The organism is Qipengyuania sp. NPDC077563 (assembly GCF_044901345.1).
GTDB classification, from domain to species: domain Bacteria; phylum Pseudomonadota; class Alphaproteobacteria; order Sphingomonadales; family Sphingomonadaceae; genus Qipengyuania; species Qipengyuania aestuarii.
In genome coordinates, this window is record NZ_JBJDPC010000001.1 from 120,889 (window position 1) to 134,367 (window position 13,479).

Here is a 13,479-nt window from a genome sequence, read left to right on the forward strand (position 1 = left end):
GTCCCCCTTTTTTGAATGGATTACCAGCCCTGCTCCTTTCCGGCGTTCTGCTCGTCGAGCCATGCCTTTAGCGGAGCGAAGTATTCCACCATTGCCTTACCGCTCATCTGGCGCTCGCCAGTGAACGCTTCGAGCGCATCGGGCCAAGGTTTGCTGGCGCCCATTTCTAGCATCGCATCGAGATTCTTGCCGACTTCCTTATTGCCGTAGAACGAACAGCGATGAAGCGGCCCTTCCCAACCAGCCTGATCGCAGGCAGCCTTGTAGAACTGGAACTGAAGTATGCGTGCGAGGAAGTAACGCGTGTAGGGAACGTTGCCAGGTACGTGATACTTCGCCCCGGCATCGAACTGGCTTTCATCACGTGCCACCGGCGGCGTAATGCCTTGATACTCCAGACGCAGGTCGTTCCAGCCTGCATTGAGCTGATCAGCAGGAATATCGCCACTGAAGAGCCCCCAGCGATAGCGGTCGACCATCAGGCCGAAAGGAAGAAACGCGATCTTGTCCATGGCCTGACGAAGAAGAAGCCCGATGTCTTTCTCCGCACTCGGCACTTCCGAAGGGTTCAGCATGTCGATCTGGACGAGATATTCTGGCGTAATCGAGAGGGCGATCATATCGCCGATCGCTTCGTGGAAACCGTCGTTTGCGCCGTTCAGGTGCAAATAGTCCTGCTGGTTATAGGCACGCTGGTAATAATTGTGGCCGAGTTCGTGGTGGATCGTGATGAAATCGTCGGCATTGCGCTTGATGCACATCTTGATGCGCAGATCATCGACATTATCCACATCCCACGCGCTGGCATGGCAGACGACCTCGCGGTCTTGCGGTTTCACGAATTGGCTACGCTCCCAGAATGTCTCGGGTAGTGGAGCAAACCCGAGCGACGAAAAGAAATCCTCACCAACGCTCACCATCTCCTTCTCGGTGTAGCCCTTTTTCTCGATCAGATCGGTCAGATCGTAGCCCAGATCGCCTGCACCTTCGGGCGCGACGAGCGGATAGATATTGCCCCATTCCTGGGCCCACATATTGCCGAGCAGATCTGCACGGATCGGCCCGGTGGCAGGCTGGATCGCATCGCCATACTTCTCGTTGAGCTTGGTGCGAACGTATGTGTGGAGTGCCATGTAAAGCGGCTTCACTTCTTGCCACATGCGCTCTGTATCGGCAGCGAAGGCGTCCGGATCCATGTCATAGTTCGAGCGCCACATGGCCCCCAAATCGGAGAAACCGAGTTCCTTGGAGCCTTCATTGGCGATAGAGATCATGCGCTGATAATCGCCGCGCATGGGTGCGCCGACGTTATTGTGCCAGCTCTCCCACATCTCGGCATATTCTGCAGGGGTACGCTCCAGATTGCCCATCTCGGCCTCGATATCCGAGCCCGAGATCTCCTCGCCGTTCAACGTACCGCGGCCCTTGCCATACTGGCTGTTGAGGCTCGTCGCGATCTCGTTCAATTCGGTCGCGGCACCATCACGCACCGGCGCAGGCATGACGATACCGTTGCGCAGCATATCGAGCTTGCGCGCCACTTCAGGGTCGAGACCGGGAACGCGGGCATATTCGGCTGCCTTTGCGGCATATGCGACCGACTTTTCCGTCGATACTGCACCATATTTTGCCGCAAGCGCATCGGTATCGTGGGTGATGTAGGTCGAATTGACCCACGAAACCTGAGCGAACTCCACCCCGAAATCGAACAGGTCTTTCTCCACCATCGCTACCCAGTTCGCCGCACCTTCCGGGGTCATCGGATATGCATCCGCAACAGCTGCAGGGCTTGAGGCGATGGGTTCCGCATTAGCGGTCGTGCAGGCAGCAAGCGAGATTGCTAGGGCTGACAGGGCGACGGGGGCGAACTTCATTGTGGTTTTCTCCCAAGGGGAATGAATCTGATATCTTTGGTGACCGGATTGCACCGCCGATCCTGCTTAATCAAGCGCGATCGCCGAGCCATTCCACCATAGCCTGGCCCAACTCCGGCTTGGTAACGCTACCCATGTGCGTCCCGGGAATTTCCCTGTAGGTCGCATCTGGCAAAAGCGCGGCCAGGTCTTCAGCCGAACCATTGTCCTGGTCTTCATCCCCACACACGACCAGCGTCGGCATGGTGATATTCGACAGCATGGCAAGATCGAGGTCCGGCATCGTATCGAGAAGGTGGCGTGCGGCAACCCGGTCCACGCCCTGCGATTTGAGGAATTGCATCGAGAAATAAGCGGGATCGCCGCGCGGAATGAATTCGAATTCGTCTATCACGCGCTTGAAAAACGCACTTCGTCTGGCCCATTCGCCGAGCCCTGCCGTCCCCATTCCGCCTGCAATCAGCCTCGCTGGGTGGAGAACGCCTTGCGCCGCGGCGTGAAGCGCGGTGCGGGCACCGAGCGAGAATCCGGCAAGATCATAGTCGTCGAGCGAGAGATGATCGATGAGCGCGGCGACGTCACGGACGAGAACATTCCTGGGATAGGCCTCGGCCTCCTGGGGTGCTTCGCTTTCGCCGTGCACGCGAAAATCGAGCATGAACACTTCGAACCCGTGATCGGCGAGCAGTTGAGCATGCCCCCATTTTATCCAATTCATTTCCGCGCTGGAAAACAGACCGTGCAAAAGCACCAGGGGCTGGCCTTGACCGGTCCTGTGCAAGGCCAATCGCGTCCCATCGAAGCTGTCGAACATCTCAAGTTTCATAGCAGGCATAGCCCCTTCGACTCGTTTCTTGCGTCTTCGAACGCCTCTGCTCGCGCGCGGCAAGTACGTCGAGAAGTACCAGATGGCTTTCCACTTTTATGCGGAAACGCAGCGAAACACACCCATCCGTCCCGGCCTTATCGGCCGTGCCGACAATTCCAAAGTTGCAAAAACCAACAGCCGCATACGCATTTTTGCTATTTGATATAATAAGCATGCTCATTATGTAGTGGGCATGATTCCTAATATCGGTTATCTTCTCTCGGACAATTCTCGCCTGCTCAGGCGGCTCTTCGATCAGCGCGTCAGCGATCTGGGGCTGACTGCCGTCCAGGCGCGACTGCTTCTCGCACTCGAAAAGTTTCCAGAGCAGAATCAGGCCTTTTATGCAGACCGGATTGAAGTGGAACCGATTACCTTGACCAGGCTAGCCGATCGGATGGAAGAAGCAGGCTGGATCGAACGCCGCCCTGCCCCCCAGGATCGTCGCGCTCGCATTCTTGCGATCACGGAAAAGGCCCATGATATCGTCAAGCCGCTGCGTGCAATCGTGGACCAGTTGGTCGAAGACATCTTGGAAGGTATCGATGCCGAGGAGCGTGAGCGGCTTGCCCGCCTTTTGGAAGTTGTCGGCAACAATATGACAGCTCAGCGCGAAACGCCGGAGATCACCCATGGCTGATGCCGCCCCCGCAATCACAAGCTCCGTCCCCCTAGATGAAAAGACGGGCCAACGGCCCAAACGTCGCTGGGGCAAGCTCGCCCTGATGCTCGCTCTGCCACTGGCTCTGTTGGCAGGGGGTCTCTTTTACTGGCTGTCCCTTCAGGGGACCATCTCGACCGACAATGCCTATCTGCAACAGGATAAGGTCGCTGTCAGCGCACAAGTCGGCGGTGAGATCGTGGAAGTGTTCGTCAAGGACGGCGAGCAGGTCGAAAAGGGCCAGCTCCTCTTCCGGATCGATCCTGAACCCTACAGGCTCCAGATTGCGCAGGCTAACGCGGCCATCGCTTCGGCACAGGCCAATGTGACTGCGCTTTCCAATTCTTCCGACCTGTCGGGCGCGGACATCTCCGCCGCCCGTGAAAACATCAGTTTCGCGCAAGCCAATTTTGCACGCAAGGATGCCCTTTACGAACGCGGATTTCTGACAAAGACCGAACATGATGCTGCCGAACACGCGGTCAATCAGGCACGGGAGCAATTGCGGCAAGCACAGGCTCGGGCGCAGGCAGCAAAGGCGAAGCTGGCCATTGGGTCTGCCGTACCGGGCGAGAATCCCCAGATAGCCGCCGCGAAAGCGCAGAAAGAAGTGGCGCAGCTGGCCCTAAGCCGGACCGAAGTCCGCGCGCCTTCTGCGGGCCGCGTCGCCCAAGCCGATCGTCTGCAAGTGGGCCAGCAATTGGTTCAGGGCCTGCCAGCCGTGACACTGGTGTCCGAAGGCAGCTCCTATGTGGAAGCGAATTTCAAGGAAACCGACCTTGACGATATGCGCGTAGGTCAAGCTGCAGAGGTGCGCTTCGATGCCTATCCCGACCTCGTTCTCAAAGGCCACGTCGAATCCATCGGCGCAGGTACCGGCAGCGAGTTTTCGGTTCTTCCGGCGCAGAACGCTACCGGTAACTGGGTCAAGGTCACGCAGCGCGTGCCGGTCCGCATTGCCATCGATGGAAACAGCCAACGCCAGTTGATCGCCGGCCTTTCTGCCGAAGTTACCGTCACAACCGACGACACGAAGTAAGCGCATGGCAAGCGCTGCCCTTCCCGCCGGGTCGGCCTCACCTGCACTGGACGAGGCCCAACTCCCGGTTGCCAATCACATGCTGCTGATCGTCGGCATCATGGGTGCCTCATTACTCCAGGTCCTCGATACGACCATTGCCAATGTCGCTATCCCGCACATGCAAAGCGCGCTGGGTGCGACTGCGGAAAGCGTCACCTGGGTGCTGACCAGCTACATCATCGCTTCGGCAGTAGCTCTGCCGATCACGGGCTGGCTGGCCGACAGGATTGGAGCGCGGCGACTGTTCATTCTTTCGGTGGCGGGCTTCGTAGCCACTTCGATGCTCTGCGGAATTGCGCAGAATCTGGGCGAGATGGTTCTGTTTCGGGCCCTTCAGGGTATCGCAGGCGCCTTCATCGCTCCGCTGAGCCAGAGCTTCATGCTGGACACCACCAAGCCCAGCCGCCACCCGCAGATGATGGCGATCTGGGGTATGGGGATCATGATCGGTCCTATCCTCGGCCCGGTACTGGGCGGTTGGCTGACCGAGAACTGGAATTGGCGGTGGGTATTCTACGTGAACCTTCCCATCGGCATTCTCAGTCTTGCGATTCTGATGGCGAACCTTCCCCATCGCGAACAGCTGACCAGGCGCTTCGATATTTTCGGTTTCGCCCTCTTGGCAATCGCTCTCGGCTCCTTCCAGCTCCTGCTCGACCGGGGGCAGCAGGCGGACTGGTTCGACAGCTACGAAATCTGGGCCTACGCGTTCCTGTGTATCTCGGCCACCTGGATGGCGGTGATCCACCTCGGCACGGCGAAGAACGGCCTGTTCGACCGCCTGCTTTTTGCCGATCGCAATTTCGTCATCGCGCTGTTCTTCATGCTGGTAATCGGCGCTGTCCTGTTCTCGGTCATGGCTCTCATGCCGCCGATGTTGCAGGGCCTGTTCGGCTACGACGTGATCGACACCGGCCTTGTCCTGATGCCGCGCGGCATCGGGGTGCTCCTGTCCATGCAGGTGGCGGGTTTCCTGATGCGCAAAGGTTTCGACGCGCGGCCCGTCGTTGCGCTTGGTTTCCTCATTTGCGGTGTCTCACTGTTCGAAATGAGCCACTGGTCCTTGGCGGTCGACCGCTACAACATAGTCTTTTCCGGACTGGTGCAGGGCCTCGGCATCGGTCTCGTCTTCATCCCCTTGAATGTCAGCGCCTTCGCCACCCTCGCGCCTCGCCTGCGTACTGACGGCTCCAGCCTCCTCAACCTGCTTCGGTCGCTGGGTGCCTCGGCCGGCATCTCGCTGATGACGGTCATGCTGGCCCGTAACACGCAGACCAGCCATTCCGACCTGGCGGGACATGTCACCAGCAGCGTGGTCAATTCCGTGGATGTGTCGACCGTCGACCGGTTCCAGAGTCTTGGTGACGCTGTACTGAGAGCGATGGACGGGGAGGTAACCCGGCAGGCAGCAATGATTGCCTATATAGACGATTACTACCTGATGATGTGGATGAGCTTTGCAGCCGTTCCGCTCGCATTTCTCATGAAGAAGAACACGGCCCCCACAGCCAACCTTCCACCACCGGGGGAATGATCACCTGAAGAAACAGGTCATCCCTGACGCCAGTCCTGTAATCTTGCCTTCGGTCGGGCTGCCGGAGAAGAAGCCCGTTATCATGCCGTAATCGGCGCTTTCGTACTGGAATTCGCCTTCCAGCGTACTGTCGGCGATAATTTGCACCGGTCGCTCATCGCGCAAGGCGGCCATTGGGGCCCCCGGACGGATACCGTCTCCGGTTACCACGCCTTCGCCCTCGCCCAGGAACCACCCGACGAACTTTCCGTCCTGATAGGCGATCTGGAGCGGTCCGCTCTGCGAAAAATCCGCCGGACCGATACCGCATTCCGCATTCGAGGATTTCTGCGGCTGGTCTCCAAACGCGACGGTCAGAAGAGCGTCCACCTCACCCCGCGGGGTGCCGAAACGCGGAGCTTCTCGTGCGCCGCCTTTCCGCACGGCAAGACCATTAGAATCCACAACGACCTTTGCATCCGCCAGCCTGCTTTCCGGCACTTGAGCCGCGGACTGCTCTCTCTTGTCAGACGGCGCGTCCGTCCCGCTTCCGCAGGCTGCGAGAGCGAGCATCAGGGCGAACGGGAGGCTGGCGCGGATCATCCCTTTTTCAGGCACTCGCGGCCGAGCAATTCTGCGATCTGAACTGCGTTGAGAGCCGCGCCTTTCCTGAGGTTGTCCGACACGCACCACAGCGCAATGCCGTTGTCGACCGTCGGATCGTCGCGCACGCGGCTGATGTAGGTCGCACTGTCGCCGGCGCTTTCCACCGGAGTGATGTATCCTTCGTCTTCGCGCTTGTCGATCAGCATGATGCCGGGCGCCTCGCGCAGGATTTCCTGCGCCTGCTCGGCCGACAGTTCATTCTCGAATTCGATGTTCACGCTTTCCGAATGGCCGACAAAAACCGGCACCCGGACGCAGGTCGCATTCAGCTTGATCTTGGGGTCGAGGATCTTCTTGGTCTCGACCACCATCTTCCATTCTTCCTTGGTCGAGCCATCATCCATGAAGACGTCGATGTGCGGAATGACGTTGAAAGCGATCTGCTTGGTGAATTTCACCGGCTCGACCGGATCGCCCACGAAAATGGCGCGGCTCTGCTGGAACAATTCGTCCATGCCTGCCTTGCCAGCGCCGGAAACCGACTGATAGGTGGAAACCACGACGCGCTTGATCGTAGCCGCATCGTGAAGCGGCTTGAGAGCTACCACGAGCTGCGCGGTCGAGCAGTTGGGGTTCGCGATGATGTTGCGCTTCTTGTACTCGTGGATCGCATCGGGATTCACCTCAGGCACGATCAACGGTACGTCGGGATCCATGCGGTAGAGCGAGGAATTGTCAATCACCACGCATCCCGCGGCCGCTGCCTTGGGCGCGTATTCCTTGGCCGGGCCGCTACCCGCAGCGAACAAGGCTATGTCCCAACCGGACCAGTCGAAATGCTCGATGTTCTTGCACTTGAGCATCTTGCCGGTGTCACCGAATTCGACCTCGGTGCCATGCGAACGGCTGCTGGCCACCGCGGCCACCTCGTCACAGGGAAACTCGCGTTCGGCAAGAACCTGCATCATTTCACGACCGACGTTTCCGGTCGCGCCGACTATGGCAACACGATAACCCAAAGTATTTCTCCAATTCTTTCGCAGCCGAGATAGCGATTAGCCATGCACCCGCAAGCGCACATTCGTTTGCGGGCGCTAAACCGTTACTCCCCAGCGTCCTCCGGTGGCGTGACGCCGTAATGTTCCAGAAAGCGGAAGACGGTGTTGTAACGGTGGGGCGAGATCTGCTCGCCCGAAACGCGGTGCGTGTAGCCTGGGTAAAGCATCATTTCGAACGGCACGTTGGCCTCCTGCATCGCCGAGATCATCTCGGTAGCATTCTCGAAGACCACGTTGTCGTCGGCCATACCGTGAATGAGCAGCAGCGGATCGACGATCTTGGTGGCATTCGGAATGGCGGAGGCCGCCTCGTAAGCTGCGGCGTCAGCCTGCGGTGTACCCATGAAGCGCTCGGTATAATGCGTATCGTAAAGCTCCCAGCGGGTGACGGGCGCGCCTGAAATACCCGCTGCATAGAGGCCCGGATCGGCCTGTAGCTGCTTCAGCGTCATGTAACCGCCGTAAGACCAGCCATCGATGGCAATCTTGTGGGGATCGACGAAATCCAGCGTCTTGAGATAGGCGGCCCCCGCCTTCTGGTCGCGCACTTCGACCGTACCCATCGACCGGTAGATGGGCTGCTCGAAAGCAACGCCGCGATTGGCACTGCCGCGATTGTCGAGCGCGAACCAGATATAGCCCTTGTCCACGATCGCCTGACGCAGGGCGCCATTCCAACCACGATTGACCGTCTGCGGCCCCGGCCCGCCATAATGATAGAAATAAACCGGGTAGCGCTTGCCCGCCTCCATCTCGGGAGTCACCATTTCCCAGTAGAGAGGCGTGCCGTCTTCTGCCGGAATGGTGCCGTATTGCGTGGGCCGATGGCTTGCCAGATACGGCGCATAGGGGTGGTCGCCATTGAGCCTGTTCTCCTCGATCCAGGCAAGACGCTGGCCGGTCGCATCGGCAATGTAGCTTTGAGGCGGCGTATCATCGTTCGAGCGCGTGACGAGAAGTGTCTGACCGTTTCTGTCCATGCTGGCGGAATGGGTGAACCCGCGCTCGGTCAGGCGGGTTACCCTGCCCGGATTGGCGAGGTCGACCGCATAAAGATGCTGCTCCAGCACATCATCCTTAGTGCCGAGGAAAAAGACCCGCCCGGCCTGCTGATCGACACCGACGAGCTTGGTCACCACCCAATCGCCGCTGGTCAGCTGCTGCCAATCCGGCGAACCGGACGTGTCGAGCAGATAGAGATGGCCAAAGCCGTCCCGCTCCGACCACCAGATCAGATTGCCGTCATCCAGCCATTTGTAATTGTTCGACAGGTTGATCCAGTACTCATCCACAGCCGAATTCTCGGTAAAGAGAACCGTGCTCTTTCCAGTCGCAGGGTCGACCCGCAGCATATCGAGTTTCGTCTGCTCGCGATTTTCACGCTGGACGTAGAGATCTTTTCCCGCCCAATCGACGCGGGCCAGATATATGTCCTGATTATCCCCCAGATCGACCTTCACCCGGTTCTGGCCGTCCGGGTCCATTACGTATAGTTCGACGACGGCGTTGTCGCTGCCCGCAACCGGATAGCGCTGGTCGAACACTTTCGTCCCCGTCGCGCCGATGGCTGCACGCGTGACGATACCGACCCCACTTTCATCGAAACGCTCGACGGCGATGCGGTTTTCGTCCGGGCTCCACCAGTACCCCTCGATCCGGTCCATCTCTTCCTGCGCGACGAATTCCGCTTCGCCCCAACGAATGTCGGCGCCTTCCTTCGGCGTGATCGGCGCCGCTTCGCCCATGACCTCGCCCACCCAGAGCTGGCGATCGCGCACGAAGCTGATGTAATTCCCGTGCGGGCTCAGCGCCGGGTTGAGCTCGCTTTCTTCGGTGTCGGTGACTTGCGCCACCTCGCCATCGAGGTTGGCGAGGTAAAGGTCGCCATCGAGGGGGACGAGGATCGCCTTGCCGTTCGATGTCCACTCATAGCTGATGATGCCGCTGAGATTGCCGACGCGCGCACGTTCGCGCTGCATCTTCTCATCCTCGGACAGTTCGCGGCCCGACCCCACCTTTTCGCTGTCGACCAGCATCGACCATTCGCCCGCTTTCCGGTCGAACGCCCACAGGTCGTAGCGGGAGAGATCGTCGGAGCGGTTACGCAATACGGTGAGATAGCGCCCGTCGGGAGAGAGCTTCGCCTGCCGCGGTGCGGGACCATCGAGCGAAGGGGAAGCGAAAACACGCTCGAAGGTGAGGTCCATTGCGGCAGTCTCCTGCGAGGTAGTGTGGTGATCGGCCAGTGCCGGGGTGGCAAGACAGGTGCCCAGCGCGAGAGCTGTGGCAAGGCGAAGCGACTTCATGGTTTCTCCCGGAATATCTTCCGGGCCCTCCTCGCAAGCACGAAAGCCGAAAGCAAGCGCGCAGGAGGTCGGCAGTCTTTTCATGCCTAATTTGAAGTTAAGCGCGCTTCCTTAAACTTGCTTAAGGCACAGGTGCCAGAAGCTGGTCTTGTCACCGGGCGGCGCTTCCCGGCTCACAAGCTTCCCGGTGACATCTATTTGGGCCAGCGATGGCTCGCTATGATCCCCACGTCATGAGGGCGGCGCTTCCTTGGAGCGCCGCCCTCACTCGTTTGGGCTTTTCCGGTTCTCAAAAAGAAAGGGCGGCCCCGCAGGACCGCCCTCCCATATTTTTCGTGTGCGGGCTCTACGCCCGATACATTATGCCTTCGGCGCGTTTTCGCGGCGTTCCGCGATACGCGCGCGCTTGCCGGTGCGGCCGCGCAGATAGTACAGCTTAGCACGACGCACGATACCGCGGCGGACCACGGTGACGCTGTCGACGATCGGCGAATACAGCGGGAACACACGTTCCACGCCTTCACCGAACGAAAGCTTGCGAACGGTGAAGTTGCTGCCCATGCCGCGGTTCGAGCGGGCAATGACAACGCCTTCGAAATTCTGGACACGCTCGCGGGTGCCTTCGACAACCTTCACACCAACGCGGACGGTGTCGCCTGCGCGGAATTCGGGAATGTCCTTGCCGAGGTTTTCGATTGCTTCGGCTTCGAGCTGCTGGATCAGGTTCATTGTCCTGGTCTTCCTACTTCTTTTGCCGCGCGCCAGAGGCAGACTGGTCCCGAACACCACAATAGCGTTCCCAAAGGTCCGGCCTGCGTAACCGAGTATCTTCCTCGCTCCTGGCCTTGCGCCAGGCAGCGATTTTCGCATGATCCCCCGATCGCAGCACTTCAGGGATCGTGCGCCCTTCCCATTCCTGAGGTCGGGTGTATTGCGGATATTCGATGAGGCCGTTTTCGTAGCTCTCTTCGACTCCGCTATCGGGCGCGCCCATTACTCCGGGAAGCAGGCGAATGCAAGCGTCGAGGATGGCGAGGGCCGCAGTCTCGCCGCCCGACAGGACGATATCGGCAAGGCTGATCTGCTCGATCTTAGGGTAATGGTCGAAAATCCGCTCGTCGAAGCCCTCGAACCGTCCGCACAGGAAGGCGATCCCGGGGCCGGCCGCAATCTCGCGAATGCGCGCTTGCGTGATGGGTTTCCCGCGCGGCGTCATTGCGAGAATTGGTCTTCCGGTACCTACGCTTTTAATCGCGGGGTCAAGGACGTCCGCCTTGAGCACCATCCCCGCCCCGCCCCCGGCAGGCGTATCATCGACCGTGCGATGCTTGTCATGCGCGAAATCGCGGATCTGGACCGTCTCGCAAGACCAGTCTCCCCGCTCCAGCGCCTTTCCCGCCAGGGATATGCCCAAAGGTCCGGGGAACATCTCGGGATAGAGGGTCAGGATAGTGGCGGTGAAGGTCATTTCGATTTCAAGCTCCGAAGAGCAAAAAACATCATTGTCGATACGATGAAATAAATGAAGCCTGGGACGATGCCAAATACCAGACTTCTCAGGAAACTATCAGGACCCGGATCAGCCATCATCCCCTCTGAAATTGCGACCTCTTCGGCAGCCGTCGGCGCGGCGTCAGGCAAGAGAAAACACAAGCCGATTCCCAGAAAGACGATAGGAACCATCGCACAAGTCAGAAAGAAGGTATGCTTACGGTGTAGACTTAGACTGCGGGCGATACTGAGCAATAGCCCGGACAACAGCAACGCCGCGCCAAGGAGGAGAACGAAATAGGTCATTTGTTTCGCGCTATCGAACTAGGGACCATATTGCCATACCGGACGTTCACCGCAGCATGAGCGAACACGTCGACGACTGCATCATCATTGGCGCGGGGCCTGCGGGCCTTACGGCGGCAATCTACCTCGCCCGATATCACTTAGACATCCGCATGTTCGATTGCGGCACGAGCCGGGCGAGCTGGATCCCGACCAGCCACAACCATGCCGGTTTTCCCGATGGTATCAATGGCGCCGAACTGCTCGACAGAATGCGCGAACAGGCTGCGAAATACGGTGCGCTGCGCGAACCCAAGCGCGTGACCGATCTGACCAAGCCCGACGATTGTTTTACCGTTACTTGCGACGATGAGACGTACCGCGCCCACACGGTGCTGCTGGCGACGGGCGTCGTCAACAATCGGCCCGAGGGCATCGAAGAGCAGTTGCATGACGAAGCCCTGTCGCGCGGCCTGATCCGTTATTGCCCGGTCTGCGATGGCTATGAAGTGACGGACAAGAAAGTCGCCGTGATCGGCACCGGAGATCACGGCACGGCCGAGGCGCAGTTCCTGCGCGGATATACCAAGGACATCACTCTGGTTTCTCCGCACGGAGATCACGATCTGTCCGACGGCTGCAGCAAGGCGCTGGACGATGCCGGGATTAAACGTGTCGCCGGGCCGTGCGGCGAATTTGCGATCGAGAACGGCCAGATCGGCTTCGCGACGGCGGAAGGGAGAATGGTGTTCGATACCTTCTACCCCGCGCTCGGCTCGGTCATCAGGTCAGGACTGGCCAAAAACTGCGGCGCGAAGTTAGGCGACGAAGGATGCGTCCTGGTCGGCGACCATCTGGAAACCAGCGTAAATGGCCTCTTTGCCGCAGGAGATGTGGTCCTGGGCCTCGATCAGATCAGCCACGCCATGGGGCAGGCAGGCGTTGCCTCGACCGCGATCCGTAATCGGCTGGCCGAGAAAATGCCGCTCAGGCGCTAAGCAGGGCATTTGATGAAGACCACTCCGTCCCCGTCGATCCGCGCGCTTCCGATCGAAATAGGCTCGTAAGCGGCGTCGGTTGCTGGCCGTAGTATTGCCAATCCATCCGGCCCTCGGCCTTCCAGGGGAAGATCCTGCCTCGGCTCATCCAGATCGACACGCGGATAGTTACCCAATACAACCAGCGCATTGTCGTCGTGATTGGAAATATCCCCTTCCAGGACAAGACCTCCACTCGTTCGCCGAATGGAAAAATCCGGCGTCCGGCAAGTGCCTGAAAGCCCCTTGGCAACCCACTGTCCCGAGAGATAAGCGGCGGTCGGCTTTGCTCCACCCGCTCTTGCGGGGTCGCGGTCCCGCGCGGGCAGCTCGGCAGGACTGATCCGATCCACTTCGATAGTTCCACGCCCCTGCTGGCAAATGCTCATCCTGGCAATGGTGCCGGTGATCGTGACATAATCTGACGGTCGGACGTCCGCTTCCCCAACCGACAAAGCCCAGACATCGCCTCCTGGAGTTTGCACCACAGGGCACTCGATGCCTGAGGAAACCCGACCTTCAACTGTCAGTGTTCTTGGACCTTCGTCGGGCTCAGGCTCTACGCTCTGAGACTCGGTCTGGCCGGTAGTTATCTGTCCATGCTGGTCGGCGCCATCACCGCAAGCGGAGAGCGCCATGGCGAGCGGAAGGATAAGATATTCTCTCGTTAGGGTCATGTACGACCAACGAGGCGCGAAA

At 59.4% G+C, this 13,479-nt stretch carries 14 protein-coding genes; 4 read left to right on the forward strand and 10 right to left on the reverse strand.

All coding sequences use genetic code 11. From position 1 onward, the window contains the following. Nucleotides 1-20: 20 nt before the first annotated feature. The 3 genes from ACI2I1_RS00580 to ACI2I1_RS00590 form a co-directional block, all read right to left on the reverse strand. Nucleotides 21-1,874, reverse strand: a complete 1,854-nt coding sequence (locus ACI2I1_RS00580) for a M2 family metallopeptidase (RefSeq protein WP_404677490.1) — start codon at nt 1,872-1,874, stop codon at nt 21-23. Between the two features lie 70 nt (nt 1,875-1,944). Next, nucleotides 1,945-2,700, reverse strand: coding sequence for an alpha/beta fold hydrolase (locus tag ACI2I1_RS00585; RefSeq protein WP_404677491.1), 756 nt, complete (start codon nt 2,698-2,700; stop codon nt 1,945-1,947). Then, nucleotides 2,690-2,923, reverse strand: coding sequence for a hypothetical protein (locus ACI2I1_RS00590; protein WP_404677492.1), 234 nt, complete (start codon nt 2,921-2,923; stop codon nt 2,690-2,692). Before ACI2I1_RS00590 ends, ACI2I1_RS00585 begins: the two co-directional genes overlap by 11 nt. A gap of 12 nt (nt 2,924-2,935) precedes the next feature. Between ACI2I1_RS00590 and ACI2I1_RS00595 the strand changes: the two genes are divergently transcribed. Genes ACI2I1_RS00595 through ACI2I1_RS00605 form a run of 3 tightly spaced genes read left to right on the forward strand, consistent with a single transcriptional unit; the run spans nt 2,936 to nt 6,018 of the window. Then, nucleotides 2,936-3,382: a MarR family winged helix-turn-helix transcriptional regulator gene (locus ACI2I1_RS00595; protein WP_404678304.1), complete on the forward strand. Its 447-nt coding sequence runs from the start codon at nt 2,936-2,938 to the stop codon at nt 3,380-3,382. Beyond that, entirely contained in the window at nt 3,375-4,442 is a 1,068-nt protein-coding gene (locus ACI2I1_RS00600; protein ID WP_404677493.1) for an HlyD family efflux transporter periplasmic adaptor subunit, read from the forward strand. The genes ACI2I1_RS00595 and ACI2I1_RS00600 overlap by 8 nt, the downstream gene beginning before the upstream one ends. A 4-nt stretch (nt 4,443-4,446) precedes the next feature. Beyond that, entirely contained in the window at nt 4,447-6,018 is a 1,572-nt protein-coding gene (locus tag ACI2I1_RS00605; protein ID WP_404677494.1) for a DHA2 family efflux MFS transporter permease subunit, read from the forward strand. Here the strand turns inward: ACI2I1_RS00605 and ACI2I1_RS00610 are convergent, their stop codons facing one another. The 6 genes from ACI2I1_RS00610 to ACI2I1_RS00635 form a co-directional block, all read right to left on the reverse strand. Continuing rightward, entirely contained in the window at nt 6,019-6,615 is a 597-nt protein-coding gene (locus tag ACI2I1_RS00610; protein ID WP_404677495.1) for a hypothetical protein, read from the reverse strand. After that, on the reverse strand, nt 6,597-7,622 hold the full coding sequence (locus ACI2I1_RS00615) for an aspartate-semialdehyde dehydrogenase (protein WP_221541393.1): 1,026 nt from the start codon (nt 7,620-7,622) through the stop codon (nt 6,597-6,599). Before ACI2I1_RS00615 ends, ACI2I1_RS00610 begins: the two co-directional genes overlap by 19 nt. 83 nt (nt 7,623-7,705) lie before the next feature. Continuing rightward, complete coding sequence (locus tag ACI2I1_RS00620; RefSeq protein ID WP_404678305.1) at nt 7,706-9,967, reverse strand: DPP IV N-terminal domain-containing protein; 2,262 nt, start codon at nt 9,965-9,967, stop codon at nt 7,706-7,708. A 360-nt stretch (nt 9,968-10,327) separates the two neighbouring features. After that, nucleotides 10,328-10,696, reverse strand: a complete 369-nt coding sequence (rplS, locus tag ACI2I1_RS00625) for a 50S ribosomal protein L19 (protein WP_263621076.1) — start codon at nt 10,694-10,696, stop codon at nt 10,328-10,330. 13 nt (nt 10,697-10,709) lie between these two features. After that, entirely contained in the window at nt 10,710-11,435 is a 726-nt protein-coding gene (gene trmD / locus ACI2I1_RS00630) for a tRNA (guanosine(37)-N1)-methyltransferase TrmD (RefSeq protein WP_404677496.1), read from the reverse strand. After that, the gene (locus ACI2I1_RS00635; protein WP_404677497.1) at nt 11,432-11,764 is read right to left on the reverse strand and encodes a hypothetical protein; all 333 of its coding nucleotides are present in this window, start codon (nt 11,762-11,764) and stop codon (nt 11,432-11,434) included. Before ACI2I1_RS00635 ends, trmD begins: the two co-directional genes overlap by 4 nt. 56 nt (nt 11,765-11,820) lie before the next feature. On the opposite strand from ACI2I1_RS00635, the gene ACI2I1_RS00640 reads away from it, so the two are divergent. After that, the gene (locus ACI2I1_RS00640; protein WP_404677498.1) at nt 11,821-12,741 is read left to right on the forward strand and encodes an NAD(P)/FAD-dependent oxidoreductase; all 921 of its coding nucleotides are present in this window, start codon (nt 11,821-11,823) and stop codon (nt 12,739-12,741) included. Here ACI2I1_RS00640 and ACI2I1_RS00645 read toward each other — a convergent pair. Then, the gene (locus tag ACI2I1_RS00645; RefSeq protein ID WP_404677499.1) at nt 12,738-13,457 is read right to left on the reverse strand and encodes a DUF5818 domain-containing protein; all 720 of its coding nucleotides are present in this window, start codon (nt 13,455-13,457) and stop codon (nt 12,738-12,740) included. The genes ACI2I1_RS00640 and ACI2I1_RS00645 overlap by 4 nt on opposite strands. Nucleotides 13,458-13,479 lie beyond the last annotated feature (22 nt).